This is a genomic window from Ruegeria sp. HKCCD4315 (assembly GCF_013112245.1).
In the GTDB taxonomy this organism is placed as follows: domain Bacteria; phylum Pseudomonadota; class Alphaproteobacteria; order Rhodobacterales; family Rhodobacteraceae; genus Ruegeria.
In genome coordinates, this window is record NZ_WVRN01000001.1 from 2808796 (window position 1) to 2822851 (window position 14056).

Below are 14056 nucleotides of genomic sequence, written 5' to 3' on the forward strand. Positions count from 1 at the left end.
AAAGCCATGCCTCTTGAGATCGTTACAATCCCATGCCTGAGCGACAATTACGCCTTTCTGGCCCACGACGCCGCAAGTGGCCAAACCGCGCTGATCGACGCCCCCGAGGCCGCACCGATTTTAAAGGCGCTGGAGGCGCGTGGATGGACCTTATCTCATGTGCTTTTGACTCATCACCACTGGGATCACGTCGACGGGCTGGCAGGCATTTTGGAAAAACACCCTGCACAGGTTATCGGAGCCGCGGCGGATGCCCATCGCTTGCCACCACTGGATCTACAGGTGACCGAGGGCGACAGCTTTGAAATCGGGGGGGAACCAGTTCAGGTTCTGGATGTATCCGGCCACACAGTGGGGCATGTCGCATACTACATGCCTCAAAGTGCCGCGGTATTCACCGCCGACAGTCTCATGGCGCTGGGCTGTGGTCGTTTGTTCGAGGGCACGCCGGAACAAATGTGGGCATCTTTGAGTAAACTGGCCGCTCTTCCCGAGGACACACTGGTATGTTCGGGACACGAATATACACAATCCAACGCAAAATTCGCGATTACCGTCGATCCGGACAACCCGGACCTAAAGGCGCGCATCGCTGACATTGACCGGGCGCGAGCAGCCGGAGAAGCCACGGTTCCGTCGATTCTGGCATTGGAAAAGGCCACAAACCCGTTCCTGAGGGCGGCTGACCCGGCGATTCAAGCCCATTTAGGCATGACAGGCGCGAGGCCCGAGGCCGTATTTGCGGAGATCCGGGGTAGAAAAGACCGGTTCTGATGCCTATTTGACCCTCTTCACGGCCACGGTCACAACAAATGTGACTGTCAAGTGAAAGAAAACCCTTGAAGCCGGACGCCGATCAACCAAACTCTAATAGTATGAGGACATGGTTGGGATGGGGTTCCGGCCGCAAGCCCGCCCCCTTCTGACCCAAGACAGAGGAGCACCCGCGTGCCTTCATTCTCGAGCACACTGGAACAAGCCATCCACGCGGCCTTGGCGGCTGCGAATGAACGGCGTCATGAATTTGCAACGCTAGAGCATCTGCTGCTGGCGCTTCTGGAAGAACCCGATGCGGTGCGCGTCATGAAAGCGTGCAGCGTCGATCTGGACGATTTGCGCAGCACTCTGGTGGAATTCATTGACGAGGATCTTTCGAATCTAGTCACGGATATCGACGGATCAGAAGCCGTTCCAACGGCCGCGTTCCAACGCGTGATTCAACGCGCTGCGATCCATGTACAAAGCTCGGGCCGGACCGAAGTGACCGGCGCCAACGTACTGGTCGCCATTTTCGCCGAACGCGAAAGCAATGCCGCCTATTTCCTGCAAGAACAGGACATGACCCGCTACGACGCGGTCAATTTCATCGCCCATGGCGTGGCCAAGGACCCTGCTTATGGCGAAAGCCGCTCGGTTTCGGGCGCAGATCAGGTGGAAGAAGACGCTCAGACAACATCTGGCGAGGCCGAGCAGAAAGAAAGCGCGCTTGGGAAATACTGCGTCGACCTGAACGCGAAATCCCGAGCAGGGGACGTTGATCCGCTGATCGGACGCTCGGCAGAGGTAGAACGCTGTATCCAGGTGCTGTGCCGCCGCCGCAAGAACAACCCTCTTCTGGTTGGCGATCCGGGCGTGGGTAAAACCGCCATCGCCGAAGGTCTTGCGCACAAAATCGTGGCAGGAGAGGCACCTGATGTTCTTGCCAACACCACGATCTACTCGCTGGATATGGGCGCGTTGCTGGCCGGTACGCGGTATCGCGGTGATTTCGAAGAACGGCTTAAAGCCGTTGTCACCGAGCTGGAAGATCATCCCGACGCGGTTCTGTTCATTGACGAGATCCACACCGTGATTGGTGCAGGTGCAACATCAGGCGGGGCGATGGATGCCTCGAACCTGCTGAAGCCTGCGCTTCAGGGTGGCAAGCTGCGCACCATGGGATCGACCACGTACAAGGAATTCCGTCAGCACTTCGAAAAAGACCGCGCGCTGAGCCGACGGTTCCAGAAGATCGACGTGAATGAGCCTTCGGTCGAAGACAGCGTGAAAATCCTGCGGGGTCTGAAGCCCTATTTTGAAGAGCATCACGCGATCAAGTACACCGCTGACGCGATCAAAACCGCAGTGGAATTGTCTGCGCGTTACATCAATGACCGCAAGCTTCCGGATAAGGCGATCGACGTCATCGATGAAGCCGGTGCCGCACAACATTTGCTGGCTGAAAGCAAGCGTCGCAAGACCATTGGCGTGAAAGAGATCGAGGCCGTTGTTGCCAAAATCGCCCGTATCCCGCCAAAGAACGTCACCAAGGACGATGCTGAAGTGTTGAAGGACCTCGAAGCCTCGCTGAAGCGCGTGGTTTTTGGCCAGGATCTAGCCATCGAAGCATTGTCCAGCGCGATCAAACTGGCTCGTGCCGGTTTGCGCGAACCTGAGAAACCCATCGGCAACTACCTGTTCGCGGGTCCGACCGGTGTGGGTAAGACCGAGGTTGCGAAGCAGCTGGCGGATACGCTGGGTGTTGAACTGCTGCGCTTTGACATGTCGGAATACATGGAGAAACACGCAGTCAGCCGCTTGATTGGTGCACCTCCGGGCTATGTCGGGTTCGATCAGGGTGGTCTTCTGACCGACGGTGTCGACCAGCATCCACATTGTGTATTGCTGCTGGATGAGATCGAGAAAGCACACCCGGATGTATTCAACATCCTGTTGCAAGTCATGGACCATGGCGAGCTGACGGATCACAACGGACGCACGGTGAACTTCCGCAACGTGGTGCTGATCATGACCTCGAACGCGGGCGCGCAGGAACAGGCCAAGGCAGCCATCGGTTTTGGTCGCGACCGTCGCGAAGGCGAAGACACCGCAGCGATCGAACGCATGTTCACGCCGGAATTCCGCAACCGTCTGGATGCAGTGATCTCGTTCGCACCGCTGCCGAAAGAGGTCATCTTGCAAGTGGTCGAGAAGTTCGTCTTGCAGCTTGAGGCTCAATTGCTGGATCGCGGCGTGACTATTGATCTGACACCCAAAGCCGCCGAATGGCTGGCCGACAAAGGGTACGACGACAAGATGGGTGCGCGTCCGCTGGGCCGTGTCATTCAGGAACACATCAAGAAACCTCTGGCCGAAGAGCTGCTGTTTGGCAAGCTGGCCAAGGGTGGCGTGGTTCGTGTCTCGGTCAAAAAGGGCGACCTGGATCTGGAGATTCTGGGACCGGATCAGCCGCGCATCCCCGGTGACAAGCCTCCGCTGCTGACGGCAGATTGACCCGAAAATAATGTGTTTAAAAAGCCCGGCGATCCAAATCGTCGGGCTTTTTTCTATTATTCCCTTAAAGTTCGACGGAACTTCGGTCTTGCTGCGTGAAACTCTCAATAACGAACGCAAAAACAGGGTTTGGTTCATGAGCAAGATTTCAGTTATCTGGGGCGCTGCCTTTGCCCTGTCTGCCGTAGCGGCAATTGCAACAGCACAACACAGGTTCCGCTATCACGACGAGACGGCAACTGAACCTCTACGATTGGTACCTGCAACTGTTGATCCCGGGGAAAACATTGCCTCGGTGAAAGAGAAAGGCAGCAAGATCAAAGTGACAGGCAACGGAATTCCGGATCATCTGGTTGGCCAGTTTCCAAATCGGGGCAATCCACACCAAATTGAAACACAGAAGGTCAAGCTCAAGCTTCCGGCGAACCCTACTGCCAATGGAACCTTCACGCCCCTGCGCATGGGGTGGAATTTTGGCGTCTCTCTCAACGGGGTCGTGTTCGACCCACTGGCTGCCGAGTTCTGGCATGGTGACCCGGGATCGGGGTGGTCCTACAACGCGTTGGGCGGTGCTATTGCGCTGGGTTTAGATGCAAATTACGCACATGTTCAGCCGAACGGAAAGTACCATTACCACGGTGTGCCGACCGGGCTGATCGAACTGTTGGGGTGGTCCCCTTCAGATCATTCACCCCTGATAGGATACGCCGCTGATGGTTTTCCGATCTATGCGATGACTGGAAAAATCGATGGCAAAGTAACTGAAATGAAATCGTCCTATCGCCTGAAGTCCGGAAACAGGCCCGGAGGTTCCCAGCCGAACGGGCGATACGACGGCACGTTCAACGAAGACTATACCTATGTTCAGGGTCACGGCAATTTGGACCAATGCAACGGCGCTTTCACCGTATCAGCCGAGTATCCCAGCGGAACCTATGCCTATTTCCTGACCGAGGATTATCCAGTGGTGCCTCGGTGTTTCATGGGCACACCGGATCAAAGCTTTAAGTTTGGACGACAGTAACGCGAACTGTCACATTCGTCACCGAATACGCGGGTGACTGTTTCGCACCGGCACAGGATAGGGCACCGGCAGCGCTTTTGGTTTCCTGCCCCGCGGCGCAACGTAAGCGGACAGCACACTATAGGCGTAGTATAAGCCCATACCGCCCTGTGCCAGAGATGACAGGATCGCAATACCCAGATCGCGGGCTTTGCGAAGCCGACCGGCTTTGGTGGGCGTAAAATACTCAAAATCGATAAAGCGCATTTGACGCCCGTCCCAACACATATCCCGAAACGCCGGACGCCCATGGGTCAGATCCATCGCATGCAGCCTTGCCAGCGCCTGACCGGCAGCACGACAGGCTCTAAGTTTTTCAGTGCTCGTAACTGATTTGTCAGCGCAAACCTTTGTCAGGCTGGCTCCGGCATCTTGGACAGCGAAGTACCCTTTGCCTTCCGCCACAATTCTGGGGACCGGTGCACCGTAGTTCCACAGGAACCGGTGAGAAGATCGATCTCTGTCGAAGGCTTGTTCGGGTTTGCCCTTCACCAGCCAGAGATGGGGCGCGAAGCGTTCGATGCGTTTCAGCCAAAATCTGTTTCCTTGTGGGGTTTGGCACAAGGCTACGCGCTGATAAGGGGCTCGCAGGGCGTTACGGACCGCTAAGTGTACATCTGTCGCCTTGTTTGTCACGCACAACTCCAATCAACCTATGGTTTGATATAGGGTTCATGCGCCAATTTTCATCGGCCATAAGATGAAATCCCGTTAAGACAGGCCCGTCTAAGTCACAGATTGGCCGGATTACCGCTCGGTCAGTTTTAATTCGATCCGGCGGTTCTGCGCGCGGGCTTCGGGTGTATCAGCCGGATTGACCGGCTGAAACTCGCCAAACCCATTGGCGGCCAAACGGTTTGGCGGGATGCCCAGCGCGTCGACCATGTAACGTACCACCGAAAGCGCACGACCCTGGCTGAGCTCCCAGTTGTCGCGGTATCGGCCACTGCCAGCAAGCGGGACGTTGTCGGTGTGGCCATCAACGCGGATCACCCAATTCAATCCGGTCGGAATCTCAGCCGCAACGCTGCGCAGGATGTTTGCGACTTTGGCAACCTCCAGGCGTCCTTCGGTGGACAGCACGGCCGAACCCGTCGGGAACAGAACTTCGGACGAGAAGACAAACCGGTCGCCTTCGATCCGTACGCCTTCCTGATCTCCAAGGACATCCCGCAGGCGACCAAAGAATTCTGAACGATAGCGTTGAAGGTCTTCCGCCTGCGCGGCCAGTTCTTCATTCTGACCGGCCAGTGCTTCGGCTTCGGCCTCAAGGCGCAGGCGTTCGGCTTCTTCCAACAGGCGACGGCGGCGTTCTTCAGATGCGGCACGGGCCAGCGCGGCGTTCAGATCCTGCCCCAAAGTTTGGATCTGAATCTCTGCGGCCTCATTCCGCTCTTCAAAATCGTCGAGCAAGGCCTGTAACGACCCCAACTGCCCGCGCAGGGCGGCGATTTGTTGGTTCAACAAGGCCGCCTCGCGTTGTGCCTCGGCCGAGATTTCTTTTTCATCAGACAATGTCGACTCGGCCAATGCCAGAAGAGCCTGACGTTGTTCAGCCAGAGTGCGTTGTTCGTCAGCATCAGCTTGCGCTTGCGTCTGCGCCTGCAACGCGGCTTCAAGCTGAGCCTTCAACGCGTCCGGATCCAGATCGCCGAACCTGCGCTGCAACTCGGCCTGCGCAGCTTGAGCGGCGGCCAGCAGTGTCAGTGTGTCTTCGGCCTCTTGGCGTTGCGCTTCCAATGCAAGGGTCATGGCCGTCAGCTCAGCATCCGCGTCTTGCAGCCGATTTCGCAACGCCTCGGCGGCGGCAGCTTCGGCCAGGCGGGCGGCTTCTTCGTCGCTCAGTTGCTGTTCAAGGGTCGTGATTTGCGCTGCACGTTCCTCACCGCTTTGTTCCAGATCCGCGACCAAAGCTTCCAGCGCTTCGCGACGCGCAGCAGCCAGTCGGGCGGCTTCGGTCTGCGCATCAATTTCTTCACGGCTTTGGGCCAGAGCGAGGTTCAATGCCTCCTGCTCGGACAGCAATTGCTCGCGCTGTGTCTCAAGCGCCGCAATATTGCCCAGCGCCTGTTCCTGTTCAGCCAGCAAAGCAGCAACCTGTGCTTCGAAATCGGTGATCCGCGTCTGAGCTTGGTCTAGCGCCGCGGCCTGCCGGTCGCGTTCGGTGGTCAGCGATGCGATCAGCGATTGCGCTTGGGCCAAATCGTCCTCGGCTTGCGATAAGGTTGTGTTGAGCGCCCCGAGGCGGGCCTGCAGACGGCTGTTCTCACGCTCTTCCAAACCCAGAGCACCAGCAAGCGCCGCAACTTCGTCGGCCAACGTGGTCAGTTCGTCTTCCTGACCCGAGATGGTTTCGCGCAGAACAAACTGGATCACCATGAAGATGGTCAGGACAAAGGTCAGCACCATCAACAGCCCCGTCATCGCATCCACGAATCCGGGCCAGACCGAGCCCTGGAACCGTTGACCGGTGCGGCGGGACAGCGCCATGGATTATTCTCCTTCCGGCGTGGTGCGCACCGCACCGCGCGGCAGAGTCAGGGCCTTGACCAAAAGTTCGATGTCCTTGCGGAACTCGTTCATACTTTCCTGTCGACCCGCTGAAATCTCTTCGAGAATCCGCAGCAATTGCACATCCATCGAACGCAAGCGCATACGGCTTTCGGCATCGATGCCTTCACCTGCACCATGATCGCGCATGTGATCCAAAAGCGCGTCCTGCCCAAGGGCGACGCGCTCCAAAGCCGAAGTGACACTTTCGCTATTGGCTTGGCGATTGTTCATCTCACCGATCACATCAACCAGTTGCCCAAGCTTGGCGGAAACCTCCGCCCTCTCACTTTCCTGAGCGGAAAACAGATCCTGCAACGCGTCCATCTGTTCGGACATGGCATCCAGAACAGGTGTCAGTACGGCGATCTCGGCACCGCCGTCTTCGCCGCTGGCAAATCCAACGCGGGTGATCGATGACAACCATTCCTCAAGCTCGCGATAGAATCGGTTTTGCCCGTGACCCGCAAAGACTTCCAACAGACCAACGATCAAAGACCCGGCCAGACCTAGCAGAGACGAACCAAACGCCACGCCCATGCCCTGCAACTGCGCCTCGAGCCCGGTCATCAGTCGGTTGAAGACGGCCAGACCTTCTTCACCCTCCTGCGGGTTCAAGCTGCGGATGGTGTCGACAATGGCTGGAACGGTTGTCGCTAAACCAAAGAATGTGCCCAAAAGACCCAAGTAGATCAGAACGTTGGTGATATAGCGGGTAATTTCCCGCTCTTCCTCGACCCTCTCAGCCACGGAATCCAGAATGGATCTGGTCGAAGTAGAACTGATCTGAGACCGCGCACCCCGTTCGCGCAGAAGTGACGCCAAGGGGGCCAGCAGTTGCGGTGTGCGGGCGTCTTCGCGTACCACGCCACCGACAAAAGCCTCGATCCAGCGGACGGACCCAATCAGCTGTGTCACCTGATAAAAACACGCAAAAACGCCGATCAGGAAGACCAGCAGGATAAATCCGTTCAGATACGGGTTGGCGAAGAATACCGGCAGCACGTAAGGCAGCGCCAGAAATACACCCAGCCCGGACAGGCCGATTGCCATCAACATCAACAAGATTTGTCGTGTTGGATGCGAGAAATGGGGTCTCGCGCCCTGATGTGCCTGCGCCATGCGCGTGGTTCCCGGTCTTTGCCTGCTCTGCGGCGAATCTAGCGAAATTCCGCGGGTGACGCCAAGAGTTTATGCGGTGATGCTGCGCACCCGTTGCGCCAACCACTCAAGATCGGGGTCGCGCAGACCGATCTCGGCCAGATGTTCGGCGGTATTGTACAGGTATTCGTCGTTGGGACCGCGCCCACCAATCGCGTGGGCAATAATCTGGGCCTGTTCCTCTAACGGCATCCCACCACAATACTGTACGTGGTCGGCATCGATCACATAGGTGACGGCATTGACGATGTCTCCGGTTTCCAGATGCACATCCAGCTTCCGCTCGACATAGGCCGACGAAATCAACTCTCGTTCGCGCAACTCGTGCAGGGTGCGGTCTTCGTGACCAGCCTCAACCGCCAGGGCTAGACCGGTACAATTTGCGTTTGCCTGCTCGTCCAGCGCCAGCACCAGACCCGGTTTTTCTTCGGTCCCGCGATGGTGGATGGAACTCATGCAAAAGGATCGGGCAAAACCGTGCAACGTTGCGCGTTCGCTGCGCGCCACCGGGAAGCCCGGATTCCACAGCAGCGATCCATATCCGAATACCCACATCGTCATTGCACTGGTCCTTGCCTGTTTCGGCCTATAAACATCAAATCCGAGGCAGGAAAAAGGGCCAAAGCTCATGCGTCGTCTATTACGAGTGTTCATCTTTATCGCCGTTCTGTGGAGCGCATATTGGTTCATTGCCGGATATGGGTTGCGCAATGCCATCACCGGTTGGTTTGATCAGCAGCAAGAGCTGGGCTGGCAAGCGGACTTCTCGGACGCTGCCACGGCGGGTTATCCGACCCACCACACGACACGGTTGAACAATCCAGCCCTTGCCGACCCAGTAACGGGCACCGCCTGGAGCGCAGATTGGGTTGAATTTGAAAGCCCCGCGATCTGGCCCGGACGTCAGATCCTGCGCTTTGCCGATACACCGCAGCGCCTGTCTTACTTTGACCAGACCGCAACGATCGAGGCAGACGCGCTGCAGGCGCACTTGCAATTGCGGCCCGGCGTTGCGCTGGTTTTGGAAAAAATGGCACTGACAGCAGGCCCCTGGTCCATCACCGAGAACGCGCAGGCGTTGGCCGCAGGCGGAACGCTGGAACTGCTGATGGAACAAACCGCAACGCCCGAGGCTTATAGCATGGTTGTTCGCGTGGATGGCTTCACGCCCGGTGATGACCTGCGCAACCTTATGGAAACCGCCACTTCGCTGCCGCAGTCCTTCGATACGCTGGAATTGGATATGGTGGCAGCATTCGACAAGCCCTGGGACCGGTCTGCGCTGGAACAGGGTCGTCCTCAGCCGGTCAGGATCGATCTAAAGCTCGCCGAGGCCAAGTGGGGTGGGCTCAGGTTGTTTGCGACCGGTGCACTGGATGTGGATGCGCAAGGAATCCCAACAGGAGAGATAGCGGTCAAAGCGGAAAATTGGCGGGACATGATCGCCATGGCAAATGCAGCGGGTGCCCTGCCGGATCAGGCCGTCGATCCGGTTACGCGCGCGCTCAACTTTATGGCTGGGCTAGGTGGGAACCCGAATGCACTGGACTTGCGGTTAAACTTCCGCGACGGGTTTGTGGCACTTGGACCTTTGCCCTTGGGACCTGCCCCTCGCCTGATCCTGCGTTAGCGACAATAAGGTCCGCTGCGATAGCGGGCCGTGTCCAGATGGAAATGATCCCGGTGATAGCGGTCTGAATTGGGACCCAGAACGGTGCCAAATGGCCCACACGCGCCGCGCCAGATTTTCTTGAGTTGTTTCTGCGAGGGGTTCTTGCGCCAACCGTTCAGAACGGTCACTACCTCTCCATCTGCCATTTTGAACCCAGATATATCGATCGCGCGCCCCTTGCCATGCTCAGAAATCCGCGCGCCTTTTCGATTGTTACGCGTCCGACAAGCGTAATGGGCAGCCACTTGCAATTCGATCACAGGGCCACGACGCTTGAAGGTAGGCTTGACCGTTTTGTCGACCCATTTGTTCAGCGCAATCGCGGTGCCGCAATCCATTGTCGAAGGACGGCTGAGCACGACGCCCGAAACCGAAGTGATCTGAACTGCATCTTTAACGCCACAAGCTGAGCTTTTTTTGCCGACCCGACCCACGGGTTTGCCCTGAATTGCGATGTCACCGCAAACTGAGCTTTTCCGCAGCTTGCGCTTTTTGAACAGCACCTCTTGTTCCAGCCATTTGGGGCGCATCAAGGGTCTGAGCGGCACATCCGACGGGCGTATTGCGGCGGCTGTGACCTGCGGCGCGATCGGGCGAGGCATCGGCCGCACTGTGGGTTGAGAAGCGGCTGTCAATGCGGTCTGGTCCGACGCCGGGCGCGTCAAAGGCACAAGGGATTGTTCCAAAGGCGCAGCCCGTGACGTCATAGCCGCAGCGGCCAAAACCCCGATTAGAACGTGCCTCCAGCCTAGCTTCATGAACCCGCTTTCCCTCGTCCGAAGTCCGGAGCATCCGTGTCCTGCCCCGCATCGATAATGCCGCGACGAATAGCACGGGTGCGGGTGAAGTAGTCAAACAAATGCTCTCCGTCGCCGGTCCGGATGGCCCGTTGCAGAGCAAACAGCTCTTCGGTGAAGCGGCCCAGAATTTCCAGCGTCGCATCCTTGTTGGACAGGAAAACATCCCGCCACATGGTCGGGTCGGATGCTGCGATGCGGGTGAAGTCCCGGAAACCAGCGGCCGAATATTTGATGACTTCACTGTCGGTTACGCGTCGCAGATCGTCTGCAACACCAACCATTGTATAGGCAATCAGGTGCGGCGCATGAGAGGTCACGGCCAACACCAGATCATGGTGATCGGCGTCCATCTCATCGACATTTGACCCCATGCCTTCCCACAACGCACGTAGGCGGGCAATCGCCTCGGGGTTCGAGTTCTCGACCGGGACCAGCAGACACCAGCGGTTGTCAAATAGTTCTGCAAAGCCAGATTCCGGGCCGGAATGTTCGGTCCCTGCCAACGGGTGTGCCGGGATAAAATGCACGGCTTCGGGGATGTGCGGCTGCACAGCGTCGATCACGTGGCGCTTGACCGATCCGACATCCGATACTGTCGCGCCGGGTTTCAAAACGGGTGCAATTTCTTCTGCGACAGCCCCCATCGCCCCGACCGGGACACAGAGTACAACCAGATCGGCGCCCTCAACTGCCTCTTGCACGGTATCGCACACGCGGTCGCAAAGTCCGATCCTGCGCGCAGTGTCCCGCGTGGCCTCGGACCGGGCATAGCCTGTGACTTCACCGGCCAGCCCTGCCCTTTTGATGGCCCAGAACATGGACGAAGCAATCAGGCCCAGCCCGATCAGCGCAACACGGTCGTAAATCTGGCTCATGCTGCGCCCTTCTTAAATGCAGTGATCGCCGCAACCACTCGGCGGCAGGCTTCTTCGTCGCCGACGGTGATCCGCAAGGCGTTCGGCAGGTTGTAGCCCGCAACCCGGCGGACAATCAAACCCTGCGTTTTGAGGTAGTCGTCGCAGGCTTCTGCCTCGGCCTGATCAGCAAACCGTGCAAGGATGAAATTGGTGCAGGACGGGTCAGAGGGCACGTCGATCTTGGCAAGTTCCTCTGCCAACCACACACGCAGACGTGCGTTCTCCGATTGGCAAAAGGACAGAAACTCGACATCGTTCACCGCAGCCTCAGCCGCAGCCAAAGCAGTGAGTGACAGGTTGAATGGCTGGCGCACCCGGTTCAGCACATCGATAATTGATTGGTGCGCATAGCCCCAGCCAACCCGCATTCCACCCAGCCCGTAAACTTTGGAAAAAGTCCGGGTCATGATGACATTCTCATAGGCGTCCACAAGCGATGCACCGCCGTCGAACCCATCCACAAACTCGGCATAGGCCCCGTCCAGAACCATCAGGCATGTGTCAGGCAGCCCCTGTGCAAGCCGTTCCAGTTCGTCATTCGAGATCATGGTCGAGGTCGGATTGCCCGGGTTGGTAACAAACACGATCCGCGTCTGCCCTGTCACTGCCGACAAAATGGCATCCACATCCACCTTGCGGTCGCGCTCGGCCACCATGACCGGCGTCGCGCCCGCCATGCGGGCGATGATTGGGTACATCGAAAACCCGTGCTCGGTATATACCACCTCATCCCCCGGCCCCGCATAGGCCTGAGCGATGAATTGCAGCACCTCGTCGCTGCCGACCCCGCAGATGATCCGCGCCGGATCCAGCCCGTGGCGCGCGCCGATGGCCGCGCGCAGGCTTGCATGATCCGTGCTTGGATAGCGGTGCAAAGTTGCGGCGCTGTCGCGTACCGCCTCAATCGCCTTGGGGCTTGGCCCAAACGGGTTTTCGTTCGAGCTCAGCTTGATCACGTGCTCCACCCCGGCCACATGCGACTGGCCGCCCTGATACAGCGCGATGTCCATAATGCCGGGTTGTGGGGTGATCTTGGTCATTGAGAGGCTCCGTTGAATGGGCCTCTCATACCTGTCTCAACGGGTTGAGAAAAGCGGCAATTCCATCATGCGGCTTTGAAGCGCGCGGTCGCCGGGTCGGCATCGTAATACGGCGCAAATTCTTCGGTCCGACGGGACAGGTCATTAACGCTGTCGATGATGAACTGAACCGTTTCCTCGCTCATCAGATACGAGAAATTCAGCCGTACCCAGCCGGGCTTCTTCATCTCTTCCCCCGCAGACAAGGCCGCGTGCAACGCCTCTGAAGCTTTACGATCAATACCCAGCAAGCGATGCGCGTATGGCCCTGCGCAGGCACAGCCACCGCGCGCCTGAATCCCATAGATGTCGCTGAGCATCCGGGTGAACAGCTGCTGATGCACCGGTTGTCCAGCATTGTCGCGAACAAGGAACGAGAAGATCGGCAAGCGATGCGGGTTATCGACCCCAAGCAAAGTCAGGTGCGGGTTGTCCTGCCAACCTTCCAGAGCCATCTGGTTGAACTGCGCCTCGCGCTCGGCAATTTCCTTTGTTCCGACGACATCCTTCACGATAAATGCCAGCGCCGCACGGATGTCTCCGATCACATTCGGCGTTCCGGCCTCTTCCCGCGTTGACAGATCGGCGCTGTAATCGTGGCGCCAGGGTGATACAAAACTGACGGTGCCGCCACCGGGCCAGCTTGGGCAATCCCGCTGCACAGCAGTTTGGTTCACGATCAACACACCCGATGCGCCCGGACCACCCGGGAACTTGTGCGGCGACACCACGATCGCATCCTTGCGCGCATCTGCTGGCCCCATATCCATCGGCAGATACGGCCCACCGCCGGCATAGTCCCACACGGCCAAAGCCCCATGTGCCTTGAGCACGCGCGTTACGGGATCAGGGTCAGTTATGATGCCGGTCACGTTGGATGCCGCTGAGAATGACCCGATTAACAGATCGGCATCTGCATGAGCCTCAAGAGCAGATTCCAGCGCTTGCAAATCCACACCCCCACTTTCGTCTTCAGGGATTTCGATGACCTGCGCCTTGCTCTCGCGCCATGGCAGAATGTTTGAATGGTGTTCGTAAGGTCCGATTAAAACAACCGGCTGGTCAGCCTCTTCCACTCCCATCAAACTGACCAACCGGTTGAGCCCCGCCGTGGCACCGGACCCGGTGAAGATCACCGCGTCTTCTCCCCTCGCACCAACAAGGCGGGCTATCTCATTGCGCGCCTCGCGACGCAGACGTGTCATGTAAGAACCGCAGTAGGAGGCCTCGGTATGGCTGTTCGCGTAGAACGGCAACACATGCTGCGCGACATAGTCTTCGACCTGCCGCAAGGCACGGCCCGAAGCGACGTAATCCGCATAGACAAGCGGTACGTCCCCAAGCAGACCCGGGATCAGAACATTTTCTCCGATCAACCCGTCGCGCAGGTTGGAATTGTGAGTGGTCGAACAAAGATCCGCACGAAATTTGGACAGGGTCATGGCATGGGCTCCTAACTGCCCAACCAATGTGATTTATTCGCACCGGGGAAACTTCACCTATCTTTGCGTAGATTTCGAAAATTTTGTGTCATATGATCA

Annotated in this window: 12 protein-coding genes; 4 read left to right on the forward strand and 8 right to left on the reverse strand. The window is 57.9% G+C overall.

Going from position 1 to position 14056, the window contains the following annotated elements:
* Window positions 1-6 precede the first annotated feature (6 nt).
* From gloB to GS646_RS13965, 3 genes are all read left to right on the forward strand, one after another.
* Window positions 7-774 (forward strand): hydroxyacylglutathione hydrolase, encoded by a 768-nt coding sequence (gene gloB, locus GS646_RS13955; RefSeq protein ID WP_171186437.1) that lies wholly within the window; start codon window positions 7-9, stop codon window positions 772-774.
* A 174-nt stretch (window positions 775-948) separates the two neighbouring features.
* Window positions 949-3273: an ATP-dependent Clp protease ATP-binding subunit ClpA gene (clpA, locus tag GS646_RS13960; protein ID WP_171091746.1), complete on the forward strand. Its 2325-nt coding sequence runs from the start codon at window positions 949-951 to the stop codon at window positions 3271-3273.
* A gap of 136 nt (window positions 3274-3409) precedes the next feature.
* Window positions 3410-4297 carry a YHYH protein gene (locus GS646_RS13965; RefSeq protein WP_171647765.1) on the forward strand — a complete coding sequence of 296 codons (888 nt, stop codon included), beginning with the start codon at window positions 3410-3412 and terminating at the stop codon, window positions 4295-4297.
* Between the two features lie 18 nt (window positions 4298-4315).
* On the opposite strand, the gene GS646_RS13970 is transcribed toward GS646_RS13965, so the two are convergent.
* The 4 genes from GS646_RS13970 to GS646_RS13985 form a co-directional block, all read right to left on the reverse strand.
* Window positions 4316-4972 carry a phosphotransferase gene (locus tag GS646_RS13970; RefSeq protein WP_171186441.1) on the reverse strand — a complete coding sequence of 219 codons (657 nt, stop codon included), beginning with the start codon at window positions 4970-4972 and terminating at the stop codon, window positions 4316-4318.
* Between the two features lie 111 nt (window positions 4973-5083).
* Window positions 5084-6826 (reverse strand): peptidoglycan -binding protein, encoded by a 1743-nt coding sequence (locus tag GS646_RS13975; RefSeq protein WP_171186443.1) that lies wholly within the window; start codon window positions 6824-6826, stop codon window positions 5084-5086.
* 3 nt (window positions 6827-6829) lie between these two features.
* Window positions 6830-8008, reverse strand: coding sequence for a biopolymer transporter ExbB (locus GS646_RS13980; protein WP_171186444.1), 1179 nt, complete (start codon window positions 8006-8008; stop codon window positions 6830-6832).
* Window positions 8009-8077: 69 nt separating this feature from the next.
* Complete coding sequence (locus GS646_RS13985) at window positions 8078-8608, reverse strand: gamma-glutamylcyclotransferase (RefSeq protein WP_171186446.1); 531 nt, start codon at window positions 8606-8608, stop codon at window positions 8078-8080.
* Window positions 8609-8675: 67 nt separating this feature from the next.
* On the opposite strand from GS646_RS13985, the gene GS646_RS13990 reads away from it, so the two are divergent.
* On the forward strand, window positions 8676-9677 hold the full coding sequence (locus GS646_RS13990) for a DUF2125 domain-containing protein (RefSeq protein ID WP_171186448.1): 1002 nt from the start codon (window positions 8676-8678) through the stop codon (window positions 9675-9677).
* Here the strand turns inward: GS646_RS13990 and GS646_RS13995 are convergent.
* The 4 genes from GS646_RS13995 to GS646_RS14010 all read right to left on the reverse strand — a co-directional run bounded on the left by GS646_RS13995 (window position 9674) and on the right by GS646_RS14010 (window position 13957).
* Window positions 9674-10477 (reverse strand): extensin family protein, encoded by an 804-nt coding sequence (locus GS646_RS13995; protein ID WP_171186450.1) that lies wholly within the window; start codon window positions 10475-10477, stop codon window positions 9674-9676. The two genes, GS646_RS13990 and GS646_RS13995, sit on opposite strands and share 4 nt — an antisense overlap.
* Window positions 10474-11394 (reverse strand): prephenate/arogenate dehydrogenase family protein, encoded by a 921-nt coding sequence (locus GS646_RS14000; RefSeq protein ID WP_171186452.1) that lies wholly within the window; start codon window positions 11392-11394, stop codon window positions 10474-10476. Before GS646_RS14000 ends, GS646_RS13995 begins: the two co-directional genes overlap by 4 nt.
* Window positions 11391-12476, reverse strand: a complete 1086-nt coding sequence (gene hisC, locus GS646_RS14005) for a histidinol-phosphate transaminase (protein WP_171186454.1) — start codon at window positions 12474-12476, stop codon at window positions 11391-11393. Before hisC ends, GS646_RS14000 begins: the two co-directional genes overlap by 4 nt.
* 65 nt (window positions 12477-12541) lie before the next feature.
* A complete protein-coding gene (locus tag GS646_RS14010; RefSeq protein WP_171647763.1) occupies window positions 12542-13957 on the reverse strand; it encodes an aminotransferase class V-fold PLP-dependent enzyme in 1416 nt (471 codons plus the stop codon).
* Window positions 13958-14056 lie beyond the last annotated feature (99 nt).

Bases quoted from the DNA above. Each gene is read 5' to 3' on its own strand.
- gloB (WP_171186437.1), top strand. From the start codon at position 7: ATGCCTCTTGAGATCGTTACAATCCCATGCCTGAGCGACAATTACGCC.
- GS646_RS13965 (WP_171647765.1), top strand. From the start codon at position 3,410: ATGAGCAAGATTTCAGTTATCTGGGGCGCTGCCTTTGCCCTGTCTGCC.
- GS646_RS13975 (WP_171186443.1), bottom strand. From the start codon at position 6,826: ATGGCGCTGTCCCGCCGCACCGGTCAACGGTTCCAGGGCTCGGTCTGG.
- GS646_RS13980 (WP_171186444.1), bottom strand. From the start codon at position 8,008: ATGGCGCAGGCACATCAGGGCGCGAGACCCCATTTCTCGCATCCAACA.
- GS646_RS13985 (WP_171186446.1), bottom strand. From the start codon at position 8,608: ATGACGATGTGGGTATTCGGATATGGATCGCTGCTGTGGAATCCGGGC.
- GS646_RS13990 (WP_171186448.1), top strand. From the start codon at position 8,676: ATGCGTCGTCTATTACGAGTGTTCATCTTTATCGCCGTTCTGTGGAGC.
- GS646_RS13995 (WP_171186450.1), bottom strand. From the start codon at position 10,477: ATGAAGCTAGGCTGGAGGCACGTTCTAATCGGGGTTTTGGCCGCTGCG.
- GS646_RS14000 (WP_171186452.1), bottom strand. From the start codon at position 11,394: ATGAGCCAGATTTACGACCGTGTTGCGCTGATCGGGCTGGGCCTGATT.
- hisC (WP_171186454.1), bottom strand. From the start codon at position 12,476: ATGACCAAGATCACCCCACAACCCGGCATTATGGACATCGCGCTGTAT.
- GS646_RS14010 (WP_171647763.1), bottom strand. From the start codon at position 13,957: ATGACCCTGTCCAAATTTCGTGCGGATCTTTGTTCGACCACTCACAAT.